Annotated in this window: 25 protein-coding genes; 7 read left to right on the top strand and 18 right to left on the bottom strand. The window is 36.5% G+C overall.

All coding sequences use genetic code 11. The annotated features are described in order from the left end of the window. Positions 1-104: 104 nt before the first annotated feature. A complete protein-coding gene (locus NLW78_RS00645) occupies positions 105-1,517 on the bottom strand; it encodes a SpoVR family protein (protein WP_254494341.1) in 1,413 nt (470 codons plus the stop codon). A 107-nt stretch (positions 1,518-1,624) separates the two neighbouring features. Here NLW78_RS00645 and NLW78_RS00640 point away from each other — a divergent pair, with 107 nt between their 5' ends. The 4 genes from NLW78_RS00640 (at position 1,625) to NLW78_RS00625 (ending at position 5,939) form a co-directional block, all read left to right on the top strand. Beyond that, the gene (locus tag NLW78_RS00640; protein WP_254494340.1) at positions 1,625-2,020 is read left to right on the top strand and encodes an Hsp20/alpha crystallin family protein; all 396 of its coding nucleotides are present in this window, start codon (positions 1,625-1,627) and stop codon (positions 2,018-2,020) included. Between the two features lie 119 nt (positions 2,021-2,139). Beyond that, positions 2,140-3,678 (top strand): spore germination protein, encoded by a 1,539-nt coding sequence (locus tag NLW78_RS00635; RefSeq protein WP_254494339.1) that lies wholly within the window; start codon positions 2,140-2,142, stop codon positions 3,676-3,678. A 7-nt stretch (positions 3,679-3,685) separates the two neighbouring features. Beyond that, the gene (locus NLW78_RS00630) at positions 3,686-4,801 is read left to right on the top strand and encodes a GerAB/ArcD/ProY family transporter (RefSeq protein WP_254494338.1); all 1,116 of its coding nucleotides are present in this window, start codon (positions 3,686-3,688) and stop codon (positions 4,799-4,801) included. Then, positions 4,785-5,939: a Ger(x)C family spore germination protein gene (locus NLW78_RS00625; protein WP_254494337.1), complete on the top strand. Its 1,155-nt coding sequence runs from the start codon at positions 4,785-4,787 to the stop codon at positions 5,937-5,939. Before NLW78_RS00630 ends, NLW78_RS00625 begins: the two co-directional genes overlap by 17 nt. A 44-nt stretch (positions 5,940-5,983) precedes the next feature. Here the strand turns inward: NLW78_RS00625 and NLW78_RS00620 are convergent, their stop codons facing one another. Further along, complete coding sequence (locus NLW78_RS00620; protein ID WP_254494336.1) at positions 5,984-6,640, bottom strand: YhcN/YlaJ family sporulation lipoprotein; 657 nt, start codon at positions 6,638-6,640, stop codon at positions 5,984-5,986. A 336-nt stretch (positions 6,641-6,976) separates the two neighbouring features. Here NLW78_RS00620 and NLW78_RS00615 point away from each other — a divergent pair, with 336 nt between their 5' ends. Beyond that, the gene (locus NLW78_RS00615; RefSeq protein ID WP_254494335.1) at positions 6,977-7,210 is read left to right on the top strand and encodes a YhdB family protein; all 234 of its coding nucleotides are present in this window, start codon (positions 6,977-6,979) and stop codon (positions 7,208-7,210) included. A 38-nt stretch (positions 7,211-7,248) separates the two neighbouring features. On the opposite strand, the gene NLW78_RS00610 is transcribed toward NLW78_RS00615, so the two are convergent. The 12 genes from NLW78_RS00610 to NLW78_RS00555 form a co-directional block, all read right to left on the bottom strand. Further along, entirely contained in the window at positions 7,249-7,881 is a 633-nt protein-coding gene (locus tag NLW78_RS00610) for a response regulator transcription factor (protein WP_254494334.1), read from the bottom strand. Continuing rightward, the gene (locus NLW78_RS00605; RefSeq protein WP_254494333.1) at positions 7,862-9,307 is read right to left on the bottom strand and encodes a GAF domain-containing sensor histidine kinase; all 1,446 of its coding nucleotides are present in this window, start codon (positions 9,305-9,307) and stop codon (positions 7,862-7,864) included. Before NLW78_RS00605 ends, NLW78_RS00610 begins: the two co-directional genes overlap by 20 nt. Before the next feature lie 192 nt (positions 9,308-9,499). Beyond that, a complete protein-coding gene (locus NLW78_RS00600) occupies positions 9,500-10,222 on the bottom strand; it encodes an SDR family oxidoreductase (protein ID WP_254494332.1) in 723 nt (240 codons plus the stop codon). 36 nt (positions 10,223-10,258) lie between these two features. Further along, positions 10,259-11,809 carry a bifunctional GNAT family N-acetyltransferase/carbon-nitrogen hydrolase family protein gene (locus NLW78_RS00595; protein WP_254494331.1) on the bottom strand — a complete coding sequence of 517 codons (1,551 nt, stop codon included), beginning with the start codon at positions 11,807-11,809 and terminating at the stop codon, positions 10,259-10,261. Between the two features lie 86 nt (positions 11,810-11,895). Then, the gene (locus NLW78_RS00590; RefSeq protein ID WP_254494330.1) at positions 11,896-12,636 is read right to left on the bottom strand and encodes an ABC transporter ATP-binding protein; all 741 of its coding nucleotides are present in this window, start codon (positions 12,634-12,636) and stop codon (positions 11,896-11,898) included. Positions 12,637-12,649: 13 nt separating this feature from the next. Then, a complete protein-coding gene (locus tag NLW78_RS00585; protein WP_254494329.1) occupies positions 12,650-13,699 on the bottom strand; it encodes an ABC transporter permease in 1,050 nt (349 codons plus the stop codon). Next, positions 13,671-14,894, bottom strand: a complete 1,224-nt coding sequence (locus NLW78_RS00580; RefSeq protein ID WP_254494328.1) for an ABC transporter permease — start codon at positions 14,892-14,894, stop codon at positions 13,671-13,673. Before NLW78_RS00580 ends, NLW78_RS00585 begins: the two co-directional genes overlap by 29 nt. 33 nt (positions 14,895-14,927) lie before the next feature. Beyond that, the gene (locus NLW78_RS00575; protein WP_254494327.1) at positions 14,928-16,505 is read right to left on the bottom strand and encodes a DUF6583 family protein; all 1,578 of its coding nucleotides are present in this window, start codon (positions 16,503-16,505) and stop codon (positions 14,928-14,930) included. 114 nt (positions 16,506-16,619) lie between these two features. Then, positions 16,620-17,726: an anti-sigma-I factor RsgI family protein gene (locus tag NLW78_RS00570; RefSeq protein ID WP_254494326.1), complete on the bottom strand. Its 1,107-nt coding sequence runs from the start codon at positions 17,724-17,726 to the stop codon at positions 16,620-16,622. Next, positions 17,723-18,469 carry an RNA polymerase sigma-I factor gene (sigI, locus tag NLW78_RS00565; RefSeq protein ID WP_254494325.1) on the bottom strand — a complete coding sequence of 249 codons (747 nt, stop codon included), beginning with the start codon at positions 18,467-18,469 and terminating at the stop codon, positions 17,723-17,725. Before sigI ends, NLW78_RS00570 begins: the two co-directional genes overlap by 4 nt. A 155-nt stretch (positions 18,470-18,624) precedes the next feature. Next, positions 18,625-19,419, bottom strand: a complete 795-nt coding sequence (locus NLW78_RS00560; protein WP_254494324.1) for a S1C family serine protease — start codon at positions 19,417-19,419, stop codon at positions 18,625-18,627. Positions 19,420-20,017: 598 nt separating this feature from the next. Continuing rightward, positions 20,018-21,037 (bottom strand): TIGR00341 family protein, encoded by a 1,020-nt coding sequence (locus NLW78_RS00555; protein ID WP_254494323.1) that lies wholly within the window; start codon positions 21,035-21,037, stop codon positions 20,018-20,020. Between the two features lie 161 nt (positions 21,038-21,198). Between NLW78_RS00555 and NLW78_RS00550 the strand changes: the two genes are divergently transcribed. After that, positions 21,199-21,756, top strand: a complete 558-nt coding sequence (locus NLW78_RS00550; RefSeq protein ID WP_254494322.1) for a beta-class carbonic anhydrase — start codon at positions 21,199-21,201, stop codon at positions 21,754-21,756. A gap of 181 nt (positions 21,757-21,937) precedes the next feature. Here NLW78_RS00550 and NLW78_RS00545 read toward each other — a convergent pair whose 3' ends face one another. The 4 genes from NLW78_RS00545 to murG all read right to left on the bottom strand — a co-directional run bounded on the left by NLW78_RS00545 (position 21,938) and on the right by murG (position 25,430). Further along, positions 21,938-22,771: an aldo/keto reductase gene (locus NLW78_RS00545; protein WP_367617646.1), complete on the bottom strand. Its 834-nt coding sequence runs from the start codon at positions 22,769-22,771 to the stop codon at positions 21,938-21,940. Positions 22,772-22,839: 68 nt separating this feature from the next. Continuing rightward, entirely contained in the window at positions 22,840-23,205 is a 366-nt protein-coding gene (locus NLW78_RS00540; protein ID WP_254494320.1) for a hypothetical protein, read from the bottom strand. A 204-nt stretch (positions 23,206-23,409) separates the two neighbouring features. Beyond that, positions 23,410-24,093, bottom strand: coding sequence for an HAD family hydrolase (locus tag NLW78_RS00535; protein ID WP_254496066.1), 684 nt, complete (start codon positions 24,091-24,093; stop codon positions 23,410-23,412). Between the two features lie 272 nt (positions 24,094-24,365). Beyond that, a complete protein-coding gene (murG, locus tag NLW78_RS00530; protein ID WP_254494319.1) occupies positions 24,366-25,430 on the bottom strand; it encodes an undecaprenyldiphospho-muramoylpentapeptide beta-N-acetylglucosaminyltransferase in 1,065 nt (354 codons plus the stop codon). A gap of 122 nt (positions 25,431-25,552) precedes the next feature. On the opposite strand from murG, the gene NLW78_RS00525 reads away from it, so the two are divergent. Further along, the gene (locus tag NLW78_RS00525) at positions 25,553-26,908 is read left to right on the top strand and encodes an MATE family efflux transporter (RefSeq protein ID WP_254494318.1); all 1,356 of its coding nucleotides are present in this window, start codon (positions 25,553-25,555) and stop codon (positions 26,906-26,908) included. Positions 26,909-26,949: the final 41 nt, after the last annotated feature.

The following is a 26,949-nucleotide window of genomic DNA, read 5'->3' as shown; positions in this document are numbered from 1 at the left end:
TTAGATGAATAACAAACTCACAAAAGAATCTACTCTTCTTTCTTCAACAATCAATGCTTCACAAGTCCCCTTCGAAATACAAAAAAAGCTGCCCTTCAGGCAGCCTACAAATAACGCTTCTTCACTTTATCAGAATCACTTGAATACAGCACATTTCTTCCTTCCACAACGGTTTCCAGATGGACGGTGCGTCCCCACAGTTGATGAATATAAGGCATCGTTTTTTCTAAATAGTTAAGATCTAACTCTGTTCCTTCGTAGTGGTGTTTCAAATACAATTCTCCATTTCTTTGGTAGTCTCCATTTTCTACTGTAATGTATGGATATCCTCCATTGACCCGCATCGTAATAAGCTGATCCCGGACTTCGGTCCAATCCTTTTCCACTACTTTATAATCTCGCCCTTGCTTTTGGAAGAGATACAAGTCTTCTTGTGCGACAATATCTTTTGTTAAGTAATTGCGGATAAACGAGATGTCGGATTCAATTTCCCTCACTTCAAAGATTTTCTCTCGTCCTGAGTTTGGTGTAACCCCCTGTCGTTTCATTTCTTCCGTTGGATTATTGTACCGCTCCTCAATATCTTCAAAGATGGTAATCCCTAATCGATATGGATTGATTGACGTTTTAGATGGCTGGATGACACTGGAATGGAGCTTCGCGAATTCAATCAGTTCACTTTCGTCTAAATACATCTCCCGTAAAATTCTTGAATGCCAGTACGAAGCCCAACCTTCGTTCATGATCTTCGTTTCAAGCTGAGGCCAGAAATAAAGCATTTCTTCCCTCATCATTGTTAAAATATCCCGTTGCCATTCATCTAGCTCTCGGCTATATTCTTCGATAAATAATAATATATCCTTCTCAGATTTTGGTGGAATCTTCCGTTCTACTTTTTTATCATGTTCCTCTACCTTATCATGATCTAATATCCATAGATCATCGTAATCAGATTGGGATTGTTTTTGGCGGGGAACAGGGGATTTGACAACGTCTTCCTCTCTATCCCACTTTCTCATTAAAGAAGGATCAATATGTTCTTGAATAGCTAAGATGGCATCAAGGAATTTTTCCACCTCATATCGGCCGTATTTCTCTTCGTATGCTTTAATCCGGTCAGCTGTAGCGGCCATACTTTCCACCATATCCTTACCTGTGTTTTGAAACCGAAAGTTGTTTTTGAAAAAGTCACTATGGGCTAATACGTGAGCAATAATTAACTTATTTTGAATTAAAGTATTCGAATTTAACAGAAATGCATAACATGGATTGGAATTAATGACGAGCTCATAAATTTTGCTTAAACCTAATTCTTCTTGTAACTTCATTTTGTGAAATTGCTTCCCAAAACTCCAGTGAGAAAATCGTGTCGGCATACCGTAGGCCCCAAACGTATAAATAATATCCGATGGACATATTTCGTAGCGCATCGGATAAAAATCAAGCCCAAACCCTTCAGCAATTTCGGTAATTTCCTCAATTGCCCTTTCCAATCTTTTATACTCTACTTGGGACAATGCCCTCACCCCTAAAAGTTTGTTTTTTATAATAGTATGAAAGAGAATACGTGAATTTGATGAAACGAGGGAAATTGTTTTAAAAAATAGACAAAGGAGGGCTTGAAATGTCTCTTATTCCTCATGACTTCTTTCGTCAATTAGACAAAATACAAAGAGACTTTCATCAATTTTTTTCACAATTTGAACAGTTAACGATGAACAAGAACAACTTTGGTTTTGAACGAATTGATGTTCAAGAAGATGACGATAACATTATTGTCACATTACAAATACAAGGTTTGGATAAGGAAGAGGATGTATCCGTAACCGTTGATGGTCACGTGCTAACGATAAAAGGAGAGCTGGAAACTAAATTAGAAGTGGAAGAGAAGAATGGCAGAAAGCTCGAAACTACAACAAAGTCGTTCCAACATACTGTCACACTACCGTCCCCAGTAAAAGATAAAACAAAAACATCATACGAAAACGGAATACTGAAAATCAAACTCGAAAAAATTTAACACCTTCTATTGGAGGTGTTTTTCCATTCAGTAGTAAAAAATTCCTAATATAACACAACATGTCTAGATTACATTCATTTGGGTAACATAAAAACATCATCTTGTTGGAGGAAATGTGTATGTTGCCCAATTGGTTCAAAAAGAAAGAAAAGTTTGAGGACCAATATGTAAGCGAAAAACCGATTGAAAAAGTTTCCGTTTCAAAAAAAATTGACAAAAATATAAAGGTTTTACAAAATACATACTTTCGAGATACTGACGACCTCGAAATTCATCATATTAATAATCAATTTTGTATCACCTTTTTACGTAACATTACGAGCACAAAAGAAACAGATAAGATTATTCAAACATTAGCAAAGCAATCCAGCAAAGAGAAAAATAAGAATAGCAGCTCCAATTCAATTCCGTTTAAGTACGATACACAACAAGAGTTAAGTAAAGTTGTACAAGGGATGATATTAGGAAAGTGTGCGTTATTTATCGCCGGAGAAAAAACGGTGTATTTATTGGACGCTTTTCAACCGGATAAAAGGGCTATCGAAGAGCCCTATATAGAATCAACAGTTAAAGGACCAAGAGAAGGTTTCATTGAACCAATTGAAACGAATTTAGCCCTAATAAGGCAAAGATTGAAAACGAATGACTTAAAAATACGAGAGTTTACCAAAGGAGAAATGACCCAAACAAAAATTGCTGTCGTTTATTTAGACGGACTCGCAAATCCTGAAATCGTTGACGAGGTCATTAAGCGAATTAATAAAATAAAAACAGATTCCATTATATCAAGTAATGTATTAAATGAATATTTACAAGATGTACCTTATTCCATTGTGCCATTACTTGGATATACGGAAAGACCAGATAAGCTTTGTGGCAATTTACTAGAAGGAAGAGTAGGAATTGTCGTGGATGGAACTCCGTTCACTCTATACGGGCCGGTAAGTTTGTTTAGCTTACTTCAATCACCGGATGATTATTATGACACATTTTACATAGGGACTTTATTGCGGTTACTACGATATATCGCAATTTTCTCAGCGGCACTACTACCCGCAATGTATATTGCGTTAACAACATTCCATCAAGAAATGATACCGACACCATTGGCATTGAGTATTGCTGCCGGAAGAGAATCAGTGCCTTATCCTGCCATTATTGAAACGCTTTTAATGGAAATTACGTTTGAGTTTTTACGAGAAGCCGGTTTGCGGCTACCGAAACCGATTGGAAATACAGTAAGTATTGTTGGGGCTCTTGTTATTGGGGAAGCAGCGGTTAACGCAGGGTTTGTCAGTCCCTTAATGATTATTATCGTAGCCATTACTGCGATTAGTTCATTTATAATCCCGAATTACAGCTTAGGGATTACGTTTCGCATTTTACGATTCGGCTTTATTATATTGGCCGGCCTATTTGGCTTTTTCGGTATCGTTTGGGGAATGGTGTTTGTTTATTTACATTTTACGAAACTTACATCATTCGGATATCCGTATTTAACACCTCATGCTCCTTTTGTGGTCAATGACATGAAAGATACACTTTTCCGTTTTCCAAATATACGGAACAACAAGTATCCAACTTATATCATGGACAAAAAACATTTAAAGCGAAAACGTCGGAAAAATGCTGCCAATAAAAACGAAAGGAAGGAGTAGATAGAAGATGGTGGAGAAGCCAAAGATAACGAAGAGACAAGCTCAAAGCCTATTAATGCTCGTACTTAGTGTTCAGTTTTATGTATACGCTCCTTCGATCATGGCGGAAAGAGCTCAACAATATTATTGGATTTCAACCATTATTGCTATATTTGCTTCTCTCCTTCTTTTACTTGTTGTTATTAAGATTAGTAGTCACTTTCCAGAAGACCCATTTGTTAAAGTGTTAAGAAAGCTGTTAGGAAAGCCACTTGGTACCCTAATTGGAGTTAGTTACGTAGGGTACTTTTTCACTTTATTTATTGTTCATACCCAAATTAGCTCCACAATATTTAAAACATTATTTTTACCGAACACACCCATTGGGGTTCTTATTTTTATGATATTAATTATCGCTTTTTATTGTTCTGCTATTGGAATCGATGTATTAGGGAAGGCAAGTACATCTATGCTCATCTTAATTTTGGCTACCTTACTCTTTTTAATGTTAGCGGTTACCCCACAAATTGATTTTCATTATTACAAGCCATACATACCAACATCTTGGGGACCGGTATTTCATACAGTACTTATTCCGTACACTAACTTTGCCCAAGTCATTTTAATAGGTATGTTATATCCTTACATTCATAAAGAAGAGAAATCCAAGAAAACGAAAGGATATATACTTGCTGTTTTAGTACCCATTTTTATGGCTAGTTTAATTACTATCGAAGAAATCGGTGTCTATTCAATTCATGAATTGAAATTTTTAACCTATCCTAGTGTTGAGCTGATTACATTAATCCAACTCGGTGATTTTTTAGAACGATTAGAAATATTTCTTGTTACCATTTGGGCTGGAGCAATGTTTTTTGTGACTGGGATTTATTTTAACGTGACGATGGATGCATTAAAACAATCGTTTTCAATGAAGATATTAAGGCCCATTTACAAAATCATTATACTTATCGGTGCGTTTTTTATTTGCTATATGTATTTGCCCGATACGTTAGATGTCATCAATTTTATATTTAATCGTTGGATCTATATTTCGGTCATCTTCCATCTTGTCATTCCTGCCATTCTTTATATTGTGTTCATTCTTCGATATAAGGTGATGAAAAATGTGCAAACGAATTAAAATTCTATCCATTTGTATATTCGTCTCAGGAATGTTAACCGGGTGTTGGGACCGCACTGAAATTGATGATATTAACTTTATTTTAGGTATGGCGATTGATAAGGGCGAGGAAGAAGGATATCGTGTCACCTATCAATGGCCATCACCTGAGTTGTTTTCTGTACAAAATCCTGGTCAAGGCTCCACAACATCTTTTTCTGTAAACGGGGAAACGATTACGGAGGCACACCGGAATATCACAGAAATATCACCAAGAAGACCTCTCTTTTCCCATTTAGAAACCGTTATAGTCGGCATGGAAGTTGCTGAAGAAAGTATTGCGAACATTTTAGATATTTTAGGAAGACAATTTCAATTAAGAAGAACGATTAATATCGTTTTAGCTACTAACAAAGCAGAAGATATTATCCGTTCAGAAGTTCCTTTTAATAAAGTATCCTCAACAGGAATCACAGATCTTTTAAATTTTTCTAACCGATCTTCAACTTATTTAAATGTGACGTTAAGCGACTTTTACACAAAATATACGGACCCCGACACTTATGCTTATCTACCAGTCGTTGAAATCGTTTCACCTGAAGAGTTAACAACTTTAAAACAAGCTGGAGAAACAGGAATGGTACGTGCTGTTAGTATGGCCTTTATAAACGGAGGAAAGATTGCATTAGTATTACCAAGAGATTTATCAAAGGCGTGGTTATATACTCAAGGTCAAATACAAAAGGGAGCTTATACAACTTCTACTATCGGTGGGAAACAGTTCTCAATCCGTAACATAGAACAAAAAGGTCAAACTGACGTAAAGATCCAAAATGGAACAATAAAAACAGCGATAAAAATTAAACAAGATGCGTTTTTAAATGAAATAGAAGAAAAACATCAACAGGAAATCAATATTGAAAAATTAGCACATAATGTAGAAAAATTTGTAAAGGAGGAAGTAACAAGGGTCGTCGAGTTATCCCAAAAAGAAGGAATCGACATTTTTGAGATAGGTCGCCAAGTTCGAGAAAACTATCCAAAAAAATGGGGCGAAGTAAAGAAAAATTGGAAGGAAGAATACAAACAAGTTGAGTTCGATGTTGAAGTGAAAATAGAAATCCATCATACAAGTGCTTTACGAAAACGTGGAATGTAATGTAAATAAAGAACAGGGGCTAGACCCCTGTTCTCTTGCTTCATTTATCGACGATCTGGGAATAAACGGTCAACCATGTTTGTTAGTTGGTCAAAGAACCCTTCAACTGGTTCACCTCGGTCAACATCTCTTGTATAGTTGTTCGCTAAGTTCGCAAAATCAGGGTTTGCGGAGACATATACGTTATTAATATTACGATCTGTTGAGCGTACAATGTCTGATACTCGGTCGCTTAATCGGTCTGACACTTCATCCCCATTATTATTGTTTGTCGTGTTGTTATTGTCCATCACTACCGCGACATAAGCATTGTTATTTGTGACTAAAACGTATGCACGGTCAATTTCGTCGATTTCGTTTGTAATTTGGTCTGCTGCTCGATCCGCTACTTCGTATCGGTCATCAGCATTGTTGTTACGTGTTCCAATGTTGTTGCGATCATTTTCCCCATTGTTTGTTAAGTTATTACCATTATTTCTTGCAGGGTTATTATAATCGTCGTTATTACGCATGCCTAATTCATTTTGATTCATACGAACACGATCACGATTCGGATCTAAATCCGTATTTTGGTTATAACGAGTCGGTTCAACACCTGTATCATCGTTATACCCTCCCAAACCAGTATCGTCAGGGTTCTGACATCCAGTTACCGTTACAGCTGTTAAAAAAGACACCCCTAAAAGAGCAAGTTTATTCATGTTGTTCCTCCTTCCAAGTTGGGTGTTCATCTTTATTATGAGTTAGATTACAACCTTTATGCTCTTACGTATTTTCCAATTTTGCCTTCTGATTAAAACAGCAACTGTTACCAATTTTGTGTAATAACGCCGGATTATATATGCATAAAAAAAAGAAATATGTAAACCATTAACATTAGATAATGCTTTTTTAAACATTTCAGAAGAAAGAAATGTGCACTAAATTAGCTGTTTTTATGATTCCATTATTTTTACCCTTAACCATGAAAGACCACGTAACTCACGGAAAACATTGAGTCATACTATAAGTAACCCTGGGTTAAGGGGAGATTAGCGATGAACATGGTTGATTATGATAAAGCACTGTATTTTACACTGTGGGGACAGTGGGATGACCTGCTTGTCCTAATGGTAAGAACGAATGATGATATCCTTTCAAAAAAAATCGAAACGTTTTTACACGCCTTCCATTATGGATACGATGAACAACATGTTGTCAGCACCCACCAAGAGTTAATTCATTATTTAGAACATGCAATTACCCACGACATTCCAGCAGTTCATATGTAAAAAAAGTAGAGGGTTTATCCCTCTACTTTACATACTCGTTACTTTAAATATTTCACTCCAAATAATGCCGCTTGTGTACGATCTTGAACTTCTAATTTTGATAAAATATTCGAAACATGTGTTTTAACCGTTTTTTCCGTTATATACAATTCCTTCGCTATTTCTTTATTACTCTTTCCTTTCATCATAACTTTTAGGACGTCTAATTCCCGCTTTGTTAAATCATTTAGCTTTGTCCTTTCCTCTTCTTCTTCTGTTCCTGTTACATGTTGAAATAAATGACGTGCAGCTTTTTCATCAATCATTTTTTTTCCATTATATACTTTACGAATTGCCTCCACTAACATTTCCGGGTCCGCTTCTTTTAGTTGATATCCACTTGCCCCTGCCTTTATTGCAGGTATAACTGAATGGTAATCCGAAAAACTTGTTAAAATTAATACTTTTACTGTTGGGTATTGATTCCTAATTTGTTTAGTCGCCTCAATTCCGTCCATCTCGGGCATTTGTACATCTAATAACACCACATCGACACTTTCTTGCCGTAAAAGTTGTAATGCTTCTGCGCCGCTAGCCGCTTCCCCAACAACCTCTATATCCCGTTGCGTCTGAAAGAAATATATTAGACCTTTACGTACGACTTGGTGGTCATCAACAATTAAAACTTTCATTATTCGTCTCCTCCCGATTGGGAATAAAAACTTCCACAATTGTGCCGTTACCACGACTACTCTTTACTGTAACAGTTCCGTTATAGATAGCTGCTCTTTCTTCCATCCCTTTTAGGCCATAAGATGGAATCGTCTTAACTCGATCTAGTTCAAAGCCCTCCCCATCATCCTGAATTACCATAGTAAATCCTTTCTGTGAGCGATGTAAGGTGAATTCAACACAGTCTGTATTGGCATGCTTTTTAATATTATGAACAGCTTCCTGACCAATTCGATACAAAGTCTCTTCAATGGCGTACGGAATTGAAAGGGTACCAGCCGCCTGAAACCGAGGAGATAGCTTTAGTTTTTCTGCGTACTCGATTAAACTTGTTAGCAACCCTTTTTCTAGACCTTGTGGTTTCTGTCCAGCAATAAGCGCTCGCATTTCGGATAAAGCTTGGCTTGACAGTTCGTAAATATCATCAATTTCAGGTCGTTGAATCACTTGTTTAGCTGCCTTACTTGTAAGAACGATGGAAAACAATAATTGGTTAACAGAATCATGCAAGTCTTGGGCAAGCTTCGTGCGTTCCTGTATTCTTGCCATATCTTTTTCTTTTTCTTGAAGTTGAATATCACGATATGCAAGTTCGAAATGGTGTACAGCTAGCCGTAACATTTCCTTTTCAATGGTAGAAAACCCAACATCCTGCCTTGCTAACAATGCTCCGTTTATTTTTTGAAATGGAATGATCAGGGTGGTGTCAGATTCTTCATCTTTTATTGGTGTTATCTTAATGTGAATGCTTTCTACATGGAACATTTTTGATAACTCTTTTTCCGCAATGGATACGAAATGGTGACCATTTCGAACAATACGTAATTGTTGAACAAAGTGATTCAGTTGTTCAAAATAGTTAGCTCGAATTTCTTCTTTTTCGTATTGTTCAATCCTTCTCAACGCTGTACCTATTTGTAACGCAACAGCCTCTAACAAACTGAGTTCCTCTTCAATGTATTCTGTTCGATTCGGTGTTGCGACATTTAATAATCCGTACTGTTTTTCAGGCGTCTTCAATGGTACAGTTGCATGATGGGTATACCCATTTGTATTGTATTTTCCGTCTTTAATGGCCGTTTCTAACCTTTTACACTCAATAATACTCGTTGCTTTCGTTAAACGTTGTGATTTATAGCGGGATACACAATAACAATCCTCGCCACACATTGCCTGCTTATTATTTACGGCTAACGCTTCCGGCAATCCAACATTAGCTACTAATTCCACAGATTCTTTTTCAAAAAATATCCAACCGGCTTCAAAGTGTGTAATATGTATGAATTGCTGTAAAACAGTCTGTAACATTTCTTGTTTATTCAATGACTGATTTAACGTCTCAGCAATTGTTTTTAACGTTTCTAATTTTTGTTTTTCACTTAACATATTATCACGGCTTTCTGACTAATATACCCATATTATACCATGTATTTCCTTCCACAATATAGTGAACTTGACATGAATATATGATGATAAAAAAAGATGTACTAGTGACTTCCTATGTCGCCAAACATAAAAAAACCCCCTTCCATAGACAAAGGCATTGTCTACAAAAGGAGTTTTTTTCCATTTCATTTATTAAGGACGTGGGTATTGTTGAATTAACGGATGTAATTGAAGCTCATCAATGACTAGGTGCTTTGGTGCAGAAGCCATGTAAACAACCGCATTAGCAATGTCTTCAACTTTCAACCAATCTTTTTTCTTTTCCTCACCTTGCTGGGTATCGGCGAAATACGTATCCACCATACCAGGGTTCACAGTGCCAACACGAATACCATGGTCCCTTACTTCCTGGGAAACTGATCCCATGAAACCTTGTACCGCATATTTCGTAGATGCGTAAAGAGATCCTTTCGGTATTGAATATCTACCTACATCGGAGGAAATCGTAATAATCGTTCCAAACTGTTGTTTTTTCATAATAGGGACTACTAATTTAGTCAGAAGGAACACACCTTGTACATTGACGTTAAACAACTTGCGCCACTCTTCAACCGTAATCTCCTCTACAGGTTTGAATAGACCAATTCCTGCATTATTCACAAGTATATCTACATTACCAAAGGCGTTTCTTGTGGCTTCTACAACATGTTCAACTTCATTTTCTTTACTAACATCGGCCCGAAATGAAAGGATATCATTATGTCCTGAAGTTTGAAGTTCTTGTTTTGTTTTATGGATTTCATCGGAACTTCCCATAATGGCGAGCTTCACACCAGCTTTAGCCAACTGCTTGGCAATTTCCTTTCCAATTCCTCGAGATGCTCCTGTCACAATGGCCGCTTGTCCATTTATCATCTCCTCACTCCTTCAACAACAAATTCATGCATTCATTTATTTGCTTTCATCCTGCATTTTATAAGTAACTTCATACAAGTCTTTCCGACGGTCAAACAACTGTCTTACGGTTCCGGATTTCCGCTGTCGGCGCAATACTTCAACATCCACGTCCCCTACCACTACTGTTTCGATGTTAGGATGGGTCTCTCCGACAATTCCATCCCGGGCAAATTCAAAATCAGATGGTGTGAAAATACCTGACTGGGCATACTGAATATCCATATTTTCAACTTGTGTTAAGTTTCCTACCGTACCCGCAATCACGGTGTACACCTGATTTTCAACTGCACGAGCTTGAGCACAATAGCGGACACGTAAATAGCCTTGGCGATCGTCCGTACAAAACGGAACAAAAATAATATTTGCCCCTTGATCCACCGCATACCTTGCGAGTTCAGGAAACTCAATATCATAACAAATTTGAATTGCAATTTTCCCACAATCGGTATCAAATACACGAACCTTATCACCAGTTTCAATGCCCCACCACTTTTGTTCATTTGGTGTAATGTGGATTTTATATTGCTTCTCAATCGTTCCGTCTCTTCTGAATAAGTAAGCAATGTTGTAAATTTTATCGTTCTCTTCAACGAAGTGGGAACCGCCGATAATGTTTACATTATATTTTACGGCCAAGTCTGTAAATAATTCGATATAGTCTTCTGTATATTCCGCTAATTTTCGTATTGCTTTATGAGGAATTTTCTCTTCTAAGAATGACATAAGTTGTGTTGTGAATATTTCTGGGTACACAACGAAATCTGAGCCAAAATCACTAGCGACGTCGGTATAATACTCAACTTGTCTGGCAAACTCCTCAAAGGAATCAATATCTTTCATCATATATTGAACAACGGTAATTCGTACCGGAAATGATGTTTTAAAATGACGTTTACTAGTAGGACGATAATCAATATTGTTCCATTCCATTAGTGTCGCATATTGATACGATGCTTTATCATCTGGCAAGTAATTTGGATTAATCCGCATTACGGTAAACCCGTTCATAATTTGGAACGTTAAAACAGGGTCATGAATTCGTTTACTCATTACTTGCTCCACATATTCTCTAGGTGACATTTCCCCGGCATATTTATGGTAATTCGGAATACGTCCCCCAATAATAATACTTTTTAAATTAAGCTTACGAGCAAGCTCTTTTCTAGCTTCATACAGTCGATTTCCAATCTTCATCCGACGATATTCAGGATGAACCATTACCTCAATGCCATATAAATTATAACCTTCATAGTCATGGTTCGTTATGTATCCCTCATCAGTAATGTCATCCCATGTATGTTTGTCATCATATTCATCAAAGTTCACAATTAAACTAGAACAACTGCCAATAATTTTGCCCTCGTACTCAACACAAAACTGCCCTTCCGGAAACATGTTTAAGTGACTTTCTAAGTGTTCTCTTTTCCAAGGTTCCATTCCTGGAAACGCTAGTTGTTGCAACACTAAGAGCTGGTCAATATCTTCATAACGAATATTTCGAACTTCAATTTTCTTTTCAAATTGGGACAAATTTAATTTTGACATTGGCAAATTCCTTTCCACATTGTTTCAAGGTTAAATATACAAAATAAAAGGCGGAGAAAGCAACAGTAAAAGAAAAAAGCCGTATTTTAACGGCTTTTTTCTTGGAGGACATGTTGGCGTAAAATCTTTCGCAGTTCTCCATTATCTTCGTTTAAAGTTTGTGCAAAAGCAGGCAAACCATGTATCCCTTTATCGAATAACAATCTTCCTTCTTTTAAGATAAAAATCCGTTTGCACAGTCGATCAATAACATCCCACTCATGACTAATGAGAATAACGGTTTTCCCTTGCTTATTTAACGATTGAAGCAATCGGATTAAGTCGTCCTTCGCTGCAAGGTCAACACCTGCTGTTGGTTCATCTAATAAAATGATATCAGGATCATGAATGAGACCAGCACACAAACTCGTCTTTCGCTGCCAACCGCCGGATAATTGCTTTACTTTCTTGTGAAAAACCTCTTCTAACCCGAGGAGATGAATCACCTGTTGGACAAATTGTTTAGAGCTTGTTCGTGGGGCGGCTTTCCGCCAAAATTGAAGTTGTTCTTTCACCGTTAAATCTTCAAATAAAGCAATGTCTTGTGGAACATAGCCGAGGGTTGCACGTAATGCTTTAACTTGCTGTTGATAAGACTCTCCTCGGAAATAAATGGACCCGCTATCGGGCTTGATCACAGAGGCAATCAATTTTAGAAATGTCGTCTTCCCCGCTCCGTTCGGACCAACAATTCCTATTGCATCTCCTCTATGAATTTCAGTTGAAATGTTACATATTATTTGTTTTGCTTTTACATTCTTTTCAATCCGATCCACTTTGATCAACATCATTTCCCCCACTTTATAAAATCAATTGGAAAAACCACGTATGAGGAAGCATGTAATAAACCCACGCTAGTTCCATTCCTGCAATTAATAATAACGATAATACGAAAGAGCTTAAAGAATATAACGATACAAATCCTATATAACCTCTTTTCTTAAACAAGAACAGAGCTGCAAAAGAAATCATCCCAGTCCACAATAAAAGGGTAGATCCGATTAATAAAACATCATCCAGGGAATACGGTGAGTGAAATAAAAACTTTGTACTTACTGTTGTAACTAAGAAGAAAAGTAAGAGTACAAAAAGGGCCGCCAGAAGAAAATAAATAAAATACAACCCTCCTACGCTTCCACCTGTAACCTTTAGTCGTGTTACTAACCCATTCTCTCTCCATGTTCGTAACGGCATGAATAGAATAGCAAACATAACCCAGGCATACCAGAGCCAAAATCCATATAAAACGAGCATTGGCTTTGTTAGCGATTGTTGGCTGTTTTCCACCATATTCGATTGATTCTCAAAAGGTTGAATATCGATTTGGAATAAAGGCTCTGGCTCCCAAAATTGATCACTGTAAGCAAAGTATGTATCCCACTCATTATCCCGTTTATGGTTTACGACAAAATTGGCAGCTTCACTATTTAAAGATATTCGCATCACTTCTGCCGCTAACCTTTCCTTTGCAAAAGAGTCCAGTATTGATTGAGGTGTTCGTACCCATGTGATTTGGTTACGTATTTTGCCAGCTCGAATGCTTTCCTCAAAGGTCTCATGAAAAAGAAATCCACCTTCCACTTCCCCTTTTATCACAGCCGCTTCAAGTTCATGTCGTTCAAGAGATAAAAGCCGGATACGCGGATGTTCACCAAAACGCTCTTTTATAATATTCGTAAACTCATTTGGTTGCTGATCAACCCAACCAATGGGAATTTGACTATTTTCCACCGTTTTCGATACAAAAGGAAAAATTACGCCTATAAGAAGCAGTGGAAATACAACGGCTATAACTAATTTTCGATGATGGTGAAAAATTATTTTAATGAGAAGAGAAAGATATGTAACCATCTTTTCCCTCCTTTACCGAGAGTAGGACATGAACGAATAGGATGAGAATAATACTATGAACAATTACAATCATGATAGTAAAAGACGCTAGCGATCCATTATGAATAAGGGATTCAACCCCTATATATAACTGGTGCCATGGTGAAAATTTCATCACCACTCTTAGCCATTCGGGCAGATAAAGGGCTGGTACCCAAAACCCATTTAAAAAAAGAGCAAGGAACAATACTACGCTCAACAAAGCCGTTCGTTGGGCTACATTTTGTATAAGCCAATCTAATAGGCTGAAGTGAACCGCAGCTAGTAAACTGACTAATCCACATATAACCCACCATTGATTATGATACAGCCAATCAATGGTTTGATGCTTTCCAATAACTAAAGAAACAATATTAAAAACCACAAACATAACAAAAAAGTAGGTTAGCAGTTGGCTATAAAAGATCGAGCGACCTGTAATATGTATCGACCTTAATCGTTCCAACATTGCTCGTCCAAAATTTTGTTGAATGAAAAAATGAAATAGGATACCGGCAACAATAATTCCCGTTAACAGATAGGCAATCGTACCATGGTTATACCATCCTAGAGTTGTTCCGATTTCCGTCTCTTCCACTACAAACAAATCATTGCGATTCAAGGCAAATAACGTATATTGAACGATAACTTGTTGAAGTAATTCCCTTCGCTCATTCGATGAAGGTATTGTTACAATATATTGGTCGAACACTGTGTTGACTGCACTCTGCGCTGCTGAAATGTAGTTTGCTCCACTTGTTAATAACATTTTCATCATACTAGCTGGTAGAGGTTTTTGCTCGTTTGAAATTAGTGTAATCGGTGTATTGATTCCCCTTCTTAAATCACGGGAAAATCCATCCGGAATGTGAATCATAGCGACAATTTCGTTTTCATCAAGTTTGGTAAGAGCCTCTTCTTCTGTCATAGACACGAGTTGAACCGCTTCGCGGAACCCTTCCTCATCTTGCAACTGTGCAAGTATTGCGTTTGTATAAAAGGTATCATCTTCATCCACATATGCTGTTACGATATGTTCCGTATTCTCTTCTGTCAGTTGGTAAAGTGCAAAAAAAAGAAAACCTAACAGGAGGAATGGGAAAAGCAAGACGGAAATAAAAAGAGCAGGTTGTCGTATGATTTGTTTGACGTTATGAAACAGTAATGTTTTGATCATACTCACCTGCTCCTTTCTTATGTTCTAAGTCTATTAAAACAATCCGTTAAAACGACCGAAGTAATAATATAAATTTTCTTCTACTTCACGAGTAATTTGGTCAATTTCTGCTGGAGTTAGTTCAAGTACATCTACAGAGTTACTTCCATTAATGGCAGGGAAATCTAATTGTTCTGTAAAGGTAATATCTGTTGTTGAATGAACATTAAAATCAACATCTTCGTTTCCCATCATCAGAGCAGCCAAATCAACATGTAAACCTAAATCAAACTCTTTCGTTGCTTCGTTGTTGTTGTAAGATACAGATGTATTTAATGTACCACTTAGAATATCCATCGTCATAAAAGGAGATTTCACGGTAACATCAAAAGATGTTTCGGACGTATTGTTTTCATAGATTGTTTGGGCATCTATAATTGCTCCAAAGTCATCATAGTGATCGGCATAACTAAAATCGATGACCCTCGCTACCGAGTAACCATTACCCTGTGGCTTTCCATCTTCCTTATAAACAAACTTCACATGCTCTTCTTCTTCTGTAGACTGTACATCAAAGTCTAGTGTTAAGCTGAAGTCATCCTTACCATTAATGACCGTTGATAGCGTCGTATTCACTTTCATCATATCTGAACCAGAACCATCACCAACTGTAAATCGAATCTTTCGATGTTCTACCAAACCGTTTTTCAGAAACGCTTCATATGTGAAACCTTGTGGGAACTTCAAGTTATCTACTTCATCAATCACATATTCAAAATTCTCTTTTATTTGTTCAAGGTCACCCATTTGATATTTTGGCATTAAGTCCCAAAAGCGATCGTCATCCCTCAGTTGTCTGAGTAATCCTTTAAACAATTGTTTCACTTCATATTCTTCAAGGTTAACGGACAATTTCGTATATTTTTCTCCCAAATATGCAACACCTTTATTTACCTCAAACTTGTCTTCATCCAGTTGTTCAACAATGTATTGCAAATAATCCTTTGCCATTTCTTTAGACTCTTCTGGTGTTAATGTTGTTTGGTACATATCGACTAAATTTGGTATTTCTTCAATTGGCGCGTAATAATGGCCAGATTGGCGCATAAAATCACCAAATCTATTATTTTGGAGTACAAAGAACTTGTTATATAGAAACGGAACTTGTGCGGCTGTGATTTCATCGTTTTGATATATGACTCCGTTTGCTAGACTCGATCCCTGCAATGATATATCTACATTACCATACATTTCGTCACTATCAGGATTCACTTTTACATTTGTGGAAATAGAAGCTGAAGAAATGAGTGACTGTAGCATACTAAGCTCTGTCGGACTAGCCAAACCGAGATTAGTAGGTATATTTAAATCACCAGTGATAACAGTGTCGGCTTCATACGCATCGTCATATAAGCGCTCATTAACATTACTTGCATTACCGTAATGCTCTTCATAATAGTCTGTCACTTCCTCGAAAGTCTTTTTCTCTGCACTTAAGTATTGTGCCAGTGGATTCGAGATAAAGTTTTGATATGCAAATACTCCTACTGCCCCTAATAGAACAACAAGTAAAGCTGAAACGACTAACCAAATGCTCTTTTTATTTTTTTTTGGAGCTTGATTCTCTACCATTCATTTTCCCCCTAAATTCATAATTCTTACTCATTATATAACTGTTCTGTCATCCCGTTAAGTGAAATTTTATAAAAATAAAAAACGACCTAAATATTGGAGTAGGTCGTTTCACTAGTCTTTTGAATGTTTCTTATTTCCATTATGTTTGCCATTACCTTTTTGACTTTTACTTTTTGACTTGTCCATGTTGACGGGAGGATTTCCCCCCAATTTGTCAGGCTTTTTATCTTGTTTGTGGGGGGCATCATCTTCCCGATCAAATACCTCTTGATCTTCTTCATCTAATTCAACATCATTGTTTTTATCAGGTTTCGAATTTTTATCTAATTGTTCATCTATGTCATCCAGTTTATTTTTTACATCATTTCGTTTCTCGTTCGCTTTATTACGTTTATTTCCTTTGTCTTTTTTCGGCTTCTTATTTTCTTTACCTTTATCTTGCCCATTTGGAACTTGCTTTTCCTTATGATCAGGTTTAAACATCTTTTCTAACAGTTTTTCTCGGTCCTCTTCTGTTATATTCAATTCTTTGTGCGGCTTGCCATTTGAATTTGATTTGTTCTCATCTGCTAACATTTTCGCATATACATAGTTGGCTGAAACTTTATCTTTTTTTGCTTGCTTGTATATGTCAGCCGGAATTTCAACAGCAGTTACATCGAATCTTTCTTCCTGTTGGTCCATTTGTGTTTTTATCGCTTCAATAACGTTCTGCCTTTGCTCTTGTGCATAGCTAACCCCAATGACGATATCGTCTTGATTTGTCATATAACCTGCACGGTTGCTCTCCGTAATGATTTGTAACGTTATTCCATCTATCGTTTCATTTTCCCAATTTTCCAGGCTCTGAATTATCGGTTCAGCTTCATCATTGAGCGGGGTGATATCCATTACTCTCATGTCATCGTTAATTGCCACTTCAATACTCGGGTTGATATCAATATTAACGTAAGCATATGCTTTATTAGCATTCCACAACGACGATAATAATGGTAAGGAGATAAGGAAAAATATAACCGACAATACCGCCAACTTTCCAGACACACTGTTAAATGATGGAACAGGTAGTGTGAATCCATTTGCTTGTTTCTCCGGATTAAACTCAACCTCTGTACCTACAGGCTTGTTCGTGTTCATTTTCACTTTATAAAAATAACCATCTCTACCCATAATGACGGCATGCCGTCGATGTTGCTCCATAATGATTCCTTTTCTCACAATCCCACCCCCTTTATATAATCCTTTAAAAATACGTAATCTTCATGCAATATGAGAAATATAGCAATAATAAACTTTCGGTTTCGTTCAACCGTTTTCTTACTAATGTTTAAATGAGGTAGCAATTCTTTCATCGGTAATTTTTTCGTTTCTAAAAATTGTTCTCTTAATTCTTTATGCTCATATAATATTCTTGCAACTTTTATCGCCGAGTCCCGTGCATCCACATGCTTCGGTGCTATTTTCGTTAAATCGAGGAAAGAAATTTGATATTCTTGCAACTTTTCTTTATATTCATTAATTTCCTCTCGGCGATTCCACGCCTCTGTCTCCAGGTTGTACCTTTCTTTTGCAATCTTAACCTCACTAGGGTTTTCTAATTGTTCATCATCATCGTATTCTTCATCAATTGATGTGAACACTTGCTTTTTATTTTCACTTCGCAAGTAATCGATAACTTTCCGTTTCACAACTAGTTTGGCAAAAGATAAGAAGGAACTTCCTTTGTCTGTATTATAAGCATTGATAGCCTCATGAAATGCAATAAGCCCAATGCTAAATTCATCATCTTTAGTAGGATCAATATACTTTTTACAAACTTCAGAAACATTTTTGGCGATAAAAGGTTGATACTTATCGAGTAGGTGATGAAGCATTTTTTGATCACCATTTTGAGCAGCTAAAACTTGCTCCTCAAGGGAGTCGTTGCTGACTTTTTTCCTCTTTAGAAGTCTTTCTATCAACCCTTATCACCTCCACCTTCTATATTTTACGTAATGATAAATACCTTTATGGGGGTTGAAAGTAAACTCCAAATTAAAATCATTTGGACTACAATTTTTATCATACAACAGACAAGATATTGTTTCTATTGTTAATCATAACCATCACCGTTTTGTCATAACTCATGAAAATACGTTATAGGTACTGCCAAACCAACTTTCCCATATTCTTCGGTATTTGTTGTAGCGTAAATAACAGCAATTACTTCACCGGCCTGATTAATAACTGGACTTCCACTGTTCCCACGATAGATAGGAGCTTCAATCATTAAAACATCGCGTTCTAATCCAGTAACACTTGTATAGCCCAGAACTGTCCCCTCATTTGCAATACCGGTAAAAGTTAAAGGGTTCCCAATAAAGAAAATATGCTCTTGATCCATAAAACTTGTCTTTTCAGCTAACGATAAATACGGTAAATTCTCCCCATCCACTTTTAATAAAGCTAGGTCAATTTCAGGAAATTCCTTTATAATTGTTGCCTTATATAAACCATCATCTGGAAAAGAAACCGATACATTTCCTGTTTCAATGACGTGATAGTTCGTTAATATATAACCATCATCTGAAATCGAAAATCCCGTTCCTCTACTTTGCTCCGCATGAATCTCCACTACTGAACGGGAATATTCCTGAATATGTTCATTTTGTGAAAGTCTAGCCGACGTTTTCAAAAACTCAATTGCCGACAAAGAAAATGTATTTAAAAGTCCCCCTAAAATAGGAACGATCATAAAAAGAGCAATCAGCCAAAAAATCCAACGAGGAAATGGAGGACGAGGTGCACGCCTCTCCTTTTTATATGACTTTTGCTGCTCCTCATTTATAATCTCTAAAAGTTCTTCATCTTCTATTTCTTCATACAAATCTTGTTCATCGATTGTTTCCGGGCTGTCCTTTTTATCTACCATGCAAAACGCCCCTTTATAATTATTCCTCCTCTTATTATGCCTGACTTCCATCTCGTCTTCCAAAGAAATAAAAATGGAGTACATCTCATGTTACAATTTTCGATAACTTAGCTAACCACCTTCTATCCTCTTTTTACGCTTCGTTACAATATAAAACGAAACAGAAACCATATATTTCCCCTTACTTTTTTTAATCATGATATTTAAATCAAATTTCGGCATGTTTTTTCCTTCCTCTCAAAAAAATAAAAAACGCATACGTACGTGACGTATGCGCAAAACAAAAAAGGTCACGAACGTATACGTGACCTCACAATACTATTCAATTATATAGACATAGGATGAAATGTAAATACAACAATAGTTAGTATTTCCATGCTGAACAGCACCGAGAAGAGGCCACGTTAACAATATTCAGTTGCAAGTTTGAAATTAAGTCTAATGTTAAAACACTTATCATCATTTTCATGTTTTGTGGCCTCCTTTTTAAAAATTTTGAATTTAACCTATTATATAATTACCAAAATTATCCGTCAACAGCTAATTTTCAGGATATTTCCCCTTGTATTGATACATTTATACTCATCAGTAACACGAATTATTCAAACTGAATATTTTGTGTAAGCACAATTACAGCGATGAGAACAGCTACAATCCCCCCTACAAAGATTACAGATAATACTCTTGACACATTCGCTTTACTCACTTTTTGCCACCTAACAGGGCGAATTCCACTTAGAATGAAGACGAGAATGGCAGCTAATAGGATGCAATTCACATTCACACTTGTTAATAAAAAAGCATTCCATGCTCGCTCCCACTCCCCTTGTCCTATACCAATTCCGACAGACAATGATGGAGGTAAAAGTGCGACTGCAACCATAACCCCCACAAGATTACCTGACATCCGATTTAAAACAGATAACGCACCTGCACCTCCAGAAGCTAAAGCTAAAATGAAATCTGACATTTCCACTTCCGTTCTCGCTAAGTACTGATCTGTTTCAAGTGCTTCACCAAAGAAGTATGTGAAAAAGATAGCAATGCCAACGACAATGAAAAATCCGATAAAGGATGTAACCATAGACTTCCATAACTTTCGATAATCCCCTAATATTGAGGAGAAGGCAATTGCAATCACCGGGCCAATCATCGGCGCAATAACCATTGCCCCAATAACGACAGCTTCACTATTTTTCATGAAGCCCATAGTCGCTACAACAGCGGAGAAAATGATGAGCAAAGAGTAGTTCCATGTAATAAAACTATTTTGGTCTATTGTATGGATTAATTCATGGCGACTAGCACGTACAATGTTCGCTTCATCTTCTTGGTCTTTTTCTTGTTCACTTGTTCCCTCCGCTTCCTCTCTAATCGTTTCCCGTGATAAGTATGATTTCAAGGGAATAAGGAGCGTCTCAAATCCTTCAACTACATTTGATACTTCTTCAAAATAATCCAATACTTGTTCGACTTCTTTTCCACCTACAATAATACGTATAAGCCTTCTACCGTCTGATTGTTTTAATACCCAATAAGATTTATGTGAGAAACTCCTTAATTTTTCATCCGTCTTTTCAAAATGCTTTTCTGGTACATATACTTCAATCAAGTGCATATTTGTTCAACACCTTTTAATTATCTCTATCTCTCATTGTATTATTGCCTTCAAGCGTAGAAATCAAACCGAGGATTCCTTCCTACCATTGAGAACAATGGAATTCTTTTATATAATGCTATTGACCATTCATTTTTTTACATATTTAAGGAGGAAGTTTTATGTTACTTTACGATGTTTTGGAACATAATAAATCTTTTGTCGAAAATAAACAATATGAACCTTTTGAAACAGATAAATTACCTAATAAAAAGGTAGTTGTTTTGAGTTGTATGGATACAAGACTAGTTGAACTTTTACCTAACGCAACAAATCTTAAAAACGGTGATATGAAAATTGTAAAAAATGCTGGCGCCATCATCCCAAATGAGCACGACAGTGTTGTGAAGAGTATCCTCGTTGCTATTTATGCACTACAGGCGGAAGAAGTTATGATTATCGGACATCATCGCTGTGGCATGAGTCAAGTAAATGCCAATGATTTTAAGGAAGCACTGCTCGAAAAAGGCATAACAGAGGATCAAATTTCAGGATTTGAACAACAGGTACCATTAGATGGTTGGATGGTTGGATTCGATCAAGTTGAACAATCTGTAGCAAATAGTGCCTCAATATTAAGAAAACACCCACTATTGCCTGAAGGTATCCCGGTACACGGGTTAGTCATTGATCCACATACAGGAAAACTGGATTTAGTTGTAGACGGATATGAAAAATAACGTAAATAAAACACACCATTTCCCGGGAAATGGTGTGTTTTGTCGAAATTGTCTTTATTTTATCGGCACTGTTTTATTCAATTCTCCAAAGCCAGGATAAACACATTATCAATGATGAGGAAATGTTCACTTCTTTCCTTCAAAAAAAGGCCAATTCCCTTAGGAATCGGCACCTTCTTTCTTATAAACCGTAATCCATTTCATCAGGATGTTTTCCGGTTCGTTTATTCTGGTGTAACCCATTGATTTTTTCCATCTCTTCATCAGTTAGGGAAAAATCAAATATATCAGCATTTTCATCTTGGCGATGTGGTTTCGTTGACTTCGGGATGCTAATGACACCATGCTGGTAATCCCAACGTAATATCACTTGCGCAGCCGTTTTATTATACTTTTTCCCGATTTCTAATAATGTAGGATCATCTAAATATTGACCACGTGCTAAAGGGGACCATGCTTCCATTTGAATGTTTTGTTGCTTACAAAAATCGAGCAAATCTTTTTGGAAGATTTGTGGATGGAATTCTACTTGGTTTACCATTGGTTTTATGTTAACATCTGCAAGCAAGTCTTCTAAATGATGGATTTGAAAATTACTTACTCCAATAGCACGCGCTTTTCCCTTTTCGTAAATTTCCTCTATTGCTTTCCATGTTTCTTTATACTTACCCGGTACTGGCCAATGGATTAAATATAAATCCACATAATCAAGTCCTAATTTCTTTAGGCTCTTATCAAATGCTTTTAATGTGTTTTCATAACCTTGATCTGTATTCCAAACCTTTGTCGTTACGAAAATATCTTCCCGGTTTAGGTTACTATTACGAATTGCCCGGCCTACCCCTTCCTCGTTTTGATAAAAAGCAGCCGTGTCAATACTTCGGTACCCTATTTTTAGTGCAGATGCGATTGTATCCTCAATCTGTTGCCCTTCTTCTACTTTATAAACGCCTAAACCGACCCAAGGAATTTCAACACCATTATGTAACTTAACTGTTGCGGAAAGACTACTCACAAGATCCACTCCTTTATTTTTTTCTCACCTAAATAGTTTTCAGATGGAAACAGAAATGTGTTTACCTTCTAGTCGTTACGATGAATATCTTTCTTGTTAGGAACAAACTTAGGTAGGTGTATTTCATATTTAAATATAGACACAATTCTAAGTAATAAAGGGTAAATTGCTAGTATTCCAATTAAATCCCCTAACTGATTCAACGTATTTGTTAAAAGCATCCAAAATGATAAAGCTGTCATAACAACAACGGAAATCGTTCCTGGAACCCCATTTAACGGTGTCCACATACTTCGGCGGGAAGTGGTTTCCTCTTCAACTTTTTGAAAACAGACGTAATGAAAACTTTTCACTCTAAACCAACTCGAGGCAGTTATTAATTCATCCCGATCACGAATTGGTTTATAGCAGTAATGGCAAACGATTGCCCCCATATTCTACACTCCAATATGTTATCTTATAGTCATATTATAAAGGATATATTTTCAAATTTGAAATAAGTACTACATATCATCTTTGTTTTTTCTAAAACCTTATGATCTGGAATAATAGTAGTCAATCTTCTCTTCCTGATTAAACTCTTCTGTCACATTAGAATAATAGAATAATAAATTCATAAAATTACAGTCCCCGTTAGCTTAATAAAACTTTATACTTTGATTGTTTAACCTTTCTACGATAAGAGGTATCTCCTTCAAATCTTCCACTATAAAATCTGCTTTAACGTTATCCCATTGATAATCTTTTTTCCATATACCTTTCATTCCTATATTTTGAGAAGCATGTACATCATTTTCTGGGTGGTCGCCAATAAATATACTTTCCGAAGGTAATACATTAAGGGTATCTAAGGCTCTTTGGAATATTTGAGATTCAGGTTTTTTCATTCCTTCCCATTCGGATATAAGAATGGTTTCAAAATATTTTTCAATACCTAAAGCTTTAATATTATCCATTTGGAACTGCCCTTTACCATTAGTAATCATTCCGAGAATAATATTATTTTCCCTTAATGTTTCTAACATACTAATGAGGTTAGGAAATGGAACACAGCTTTCTGGAAATTGACTAATATAGTCTTGGAATAACTCTTCCCAAGTCAAACCAGTAATATCAAATTCACCAACTAACTGTTGATAAACCTTATCCTTCCAAACATACCCCCTATTATCAAGTTCTATAAATCTTGTTGTGTATTTTTCTATTGGTACGTGATTTATCCATTTATTGAATCTCATGTATTGTTTTTCAATAAAAACCTTTACTGATGCATCTCGATTTAATAAAGTTCCATCTAAGTCAAATATTACAGCTTTGATAATATTCATCCACTCCCCTAAAGCAAGAATATTTTTTTATCTTCTTTATTTATCTTCCAAATACCTTCTTCAAGATTCCTGCCACGTTAGTCTTAAGTTCATTTCTTCACTACTATGCTAATTATGGTGCTATTAAAATGTCTATACTCGTTTATATAAACACGAAAAAGAATAGACCAAATCGTAAGTGATTTGGTCTTTTCATTTATTTCATGATTTGTACTCGAAAACGAACCCATTCGTTTAACAATCCTCTATACGTTTTCAAGATTTTATTACGCATTTTTAATAATTTCAATGACTTTTTCTTTTGATTTTTCACTTTTAAAACTTTCCATTTTTGTCAAGATGTCATCTTTTTCTTTCCATAAGTTCTCTAGTTCTTTTATAAAATTAGTTTCAGTTAATTCTTCTTCTTCCAAGACACGGGCATATCCTTGTTTTTTGAAGGACTCAGCATTTACAATTTGATCACCACGACTAGCCTGTCTTGATAACGGTATAAGGAGCATCGGTTTACGTAATGCTAGAAATTCAAAGATGGAGTTTGCCCCTGCGCGAGAAACAACTAAGTCAGTCACGGAAAACAAATGTTTTAGGTCATCTTTTACGTATTCAAACTGGCAGTAGCCTTTTTCTTGAATCGACTGATCTACTTTTCCAATCCCGCAGATGTGAATAATTTGAAAAGACTTCAACAAGTGAGGTAAATTTTTACGAATAATATCATTTAACTTTTGAGATCCTGAACTTCCCCCCATAATAAGAACGACAGGTTTTTGATTGTTAAATTTGCAACGTTCAAAGCCTTTTGTTCTACTCCCTTGGAAAAGCTCATCTCGAATAACGGCACCTACCCATTCCGCTTTTTTTTCGGGTAAATACTTAACCGTTTCCGGAAACGTTGCTAACACTTTTTTCGCAAATGGGAAAGCTAATTTATTAGCCAAACCAGGGGTATAATCGGATTCGTGTATAACAGCTGGTATTCGACAAAGCTTCGCAGCCGTTACGACAGGTACTGCGACAAATCCCCCTTTTGAGAAGACGACTTGAGGCTTTAATTTCCGTAATAACCTGATAGCTTGTAATGTTCCCTTTGCGACTCGAAAAGGATCTTTAAAGTTTTCCTTATCAAAGTATCGACGCAACTTTCCTGTTGATATGGAATGGTAGGTCACTTGATCAAGAGGCTCAATTAACTGTCTTTCAATTCCTTTATGTGAACCAATGTAATGAACGGTCCATCCGTCTTTTAAAAATTCAGGAATTAATGCTAAATTGACAACGACATGGCCCGCTGTTCCACCGCCTGTAAATACAATTGTTTTTTGTTTCATATATTTCGTATCGTCCTTTCTATTCACATTGACTAAGTTCCTTTATAATAAGGGCTACTGTACCATTTTATGATGGAATCCCTTTTATCGTAAAAGAAAATCATCAGAAAGGGAAGTGCTTTATGTACGAAGCAAAAACCTACAAAGATAAGGGAAAGCTTTTTTTGGCCATTTTATTCCCAATACTTATAACGCAAATTGGCATATTTGCGATGAATTTTTTTGATACGATTATGTCCGGTCGTTCCGGGCCTGTTGACCTTGCCGGAGTGGCAATTGGTTCAAGTTTGTGGCTACCCATTTTCACTGGTGTCAACGGGGTCTTACTAGCCTTATCACCAATCGTTGCCCAAATGTTAGGTAGTGGCGAAAAGAAACGAATAGGTGAAGTGGTCCGCCAAGGAATTTACCTATCGATAGCCATTGCCATCTTTATTTTCCTAATTGGGCTCTTTTTATTAGATGCTGTATTAAATATGATGAATTTAGAACAGGACGTACAATATATTGCAAAATATTATTTAGCAGCTCTAAGCATTGGGATTGTCCCACTTTTCATCTTTAATATATTGCGATGTTTTATTGATGCACTTGGCCAAACTCGTATCACGATGATGATTATTCTCATCTCACTACCGCTTAATATTATATTTAACTATATTTTTATTTTCGGAAAGCTCGGCGTTCCTGCATTAGGTGGGGTTGGAGCAGGACTTGCATCTGCTTTAACCTATTTTGTTTGTCTCTTGATTTCCCTATTCGTCATCGCAAGATTATTACCATTTTCATCATATAAAATTTTTCTGTATTGGAGCATGCCATCATTAAAAGCTTGGTGGGAACAATTAAGAATTGGTATTCCTATCGGATTTGCCATCTTTTTTGAAACGAGCATCTTTGCAGCAGTGACTCTTTTAATTAGTGTGTACGATACAACAACAATTGCCGCCCACCAAGCTGCGATGAACTTTCAATCAATGTTATACATGGGGCCATTAAGTATATCCATGGCTTTAACGATTGCAGTCGGGTTTGAAGTGGGGGCGAAACGTTTTAAAGATGCGAAACAATATAGTTTAATAGGAATCATAACAGCGATCGGTTTAGCCATTATTGGTAGCTTATTCATGTATTTATTCGACGATCAAATTGCTAAATTATATTCCAATCATCCTGAAGTGATCGTGTTAACAAAACAGTTTTTAATTTACGCAATCTTCTTCCAGCTCTCCGATGCATTCGGTGCTCCTATACAAGGAGCGTTAAGGGGATACAAGGATGTAAATATTACATCGGTTATGGCCTTTATCTCATACTGGATTATCGGCTTACCAACCGGTTACATTATGGCAAACTATACTTCACTTGGACCGTTTGGTTACTGGATTGGTTTAATTACAGGTCTTGCCGCAGGAGCGATAACGTTATTGTTTAGACTTCTACACGTACAAGATAACGAACAAAAACTTTCAGCATGATAATGACACTCACAAAATCCCCCATCGGTAGATCGACGGGG

Origin of the sequence: Salirhabdus salicampi (assembly GCF_024259515.1) — a bacterium.
Classification (GTDB): domain Bacteria; phylum Bacillota; class Bacilli; order Bacillales; family Alkalibacillaceae; genus Salirhabdus_A; species Salirhabdus_A salicampi.
This window is presented reverse-complemented; position numbering and strand designations above follow the sequence as displayed.

What these genes read in the sequence shown, in the direction of transcription:
- NLW78_RS00640 (WP_254494340.1), top strand. Translation starts at nt 1,625, where the DNA reads ATGTCTCTTATTCCTCATGACTTCTTTCGTCAATTAGACAAAATACAA.
- NLW78_RS00635 (WP_254494339.1), top strand. Translation starts at nt 2,140, where the DNA reads ATGTTGCCCAATTGGTTCAAAAAGAAAGAAAAGTTTGAGGACCAATAT.
- NLW78_RS00630 (WP_254494338.1), top strand. Translation starts at nt 3,686, where the DNA reads ATGGTGGAGAAGCCAAAGATAACGAAGAGACAAGCTCAAAGCCTATTA.
- NLW78_RS00625 (WP_254494337.1), top strand. Translation starts at nt 4,785, where the DNA reads ATGTGCAAACGAATTAAAATTCTATCCATTTGTATATTCGTCTCAGGA.
- NLW78_RS00620 (WP_254494336.1), bottom strand. Translation starts at nt 6,640, where the DNA reads ATGAATAAACTTGCTCTTTTAGGGGTGTCTTTTTTAACAGCTGTAACG.
- NLW78_RS00615 (WP_254494335.1), top strand. Translation starts at nt 6,977, where the DNA reads ATGAACATGGTTGATTATGATAAAGCACTGTATTTTACACTGTGGGGA.
- NLW78_RS00610 (WP_254494334.1), bottom strand. Translation starts at nt 7,881, where the DNA reads ATGAAAGTTTTAATTGTTGATGACCACCAAGTCGTACGTAAAGGTCTA.
- NLW78_RS00605 (WP_254494333.1), bottom strand. Translation starts at nt 9,307, where the DNA reads ATGTTAAGTGAAAAACAAAAATTAGAAACGTTAAAAACAATTGCTGAG.
- NLW78_RS00600 (WP_254494332.1), bottom strand. Translation starts at nt 10,222, where the DNA reads ATGATAAATGGACAAGCGGCCATTGTGACAGGAGCATCTCGAGGAATT.
- NLW78_RS00595 (WP_254494331.1), bottom strand. Translation starts at nt 11,809, where the DNA reads ATGTCAAAATTAAATTTGTCCCAATTTGAAAAGAAAATTGAAGTTCGA.
- NLW78_RS00590 (WP_254494330.1), bottom strand. Translation starts at nt 12,636, where the DNA reads ATGTTGATCAAAGTGGATCGGATTGAAAAGAATGTAAAAGCAAAACAA.
- NLW78_RS00585 (WP_254494329.1), bottom strand. Translation starts at nt 13,699, where the DNA reads ATGGTTACATATCTTTCTCTTCTCATTAAAATAATTTTTCACCATCAT.
- NLW78_RS00580 (WP_254494328.1), bottom strand. Translation starts at nt 14,894, where the DNA reads ATGATCAAAACATTACTGTTTCATAACGTCAAACAAATCATACGACAA.
- NLW78_RS00575 (WP_254494327.1), bottom strand. Translation starts at nt 16,505, where the DNA reads ATGGTAGAGAATCAAGCTCCAAAAAAAAATAAAAAGAGCATTTGGTTA.
- NLW78_RS00560 (WP_254494324.1), bottom strand. Translation starts at nt 19,419, where the DNA reads ATGGTAGATAAAAAGGACAGCCCGGAAACAATCGATGAACAAGATTTG.
- NLW78_RS00555 (WP_254494323.1), bottom strand. Translation starts at nt 21,037, where the DNA reads ATGCACTTGATTGAAGTATATGTACCAGAAAAGCATTTTGAAAAGACG.
- NLW78_RS00550 (WP_254494322.1), top strand. Translation starts at nt 21,199, where the DNA reads ATGTTACTTTACGATGTTTTGGAACATAATAAATCTTTTGTCGAAAAT.
- NLW78_RS00540 (WP_254494320.1), bottom strand. Translation starts at nt 23,205, where the DNA reads ATGGGGGCAATCGTTTGCCATTACTGCTATAAACCAATTCGTGATCGG.
- murG (WP_254494319.1), bottom strand. Translation starts at nt 25,430, where the DNA reads ATGAAACAAAAAACAATTGTATTTACAGGCGGTGGAACAGCGGGCCAT.
- NLW78_RS00525 (WP_254494318.1), top strand. Translation starts at nt 25,553, where the DNA reads ATGTACGAAGCAAAAACCTACAAAGATAAGGGAAAGCTTTTTTTGGCC.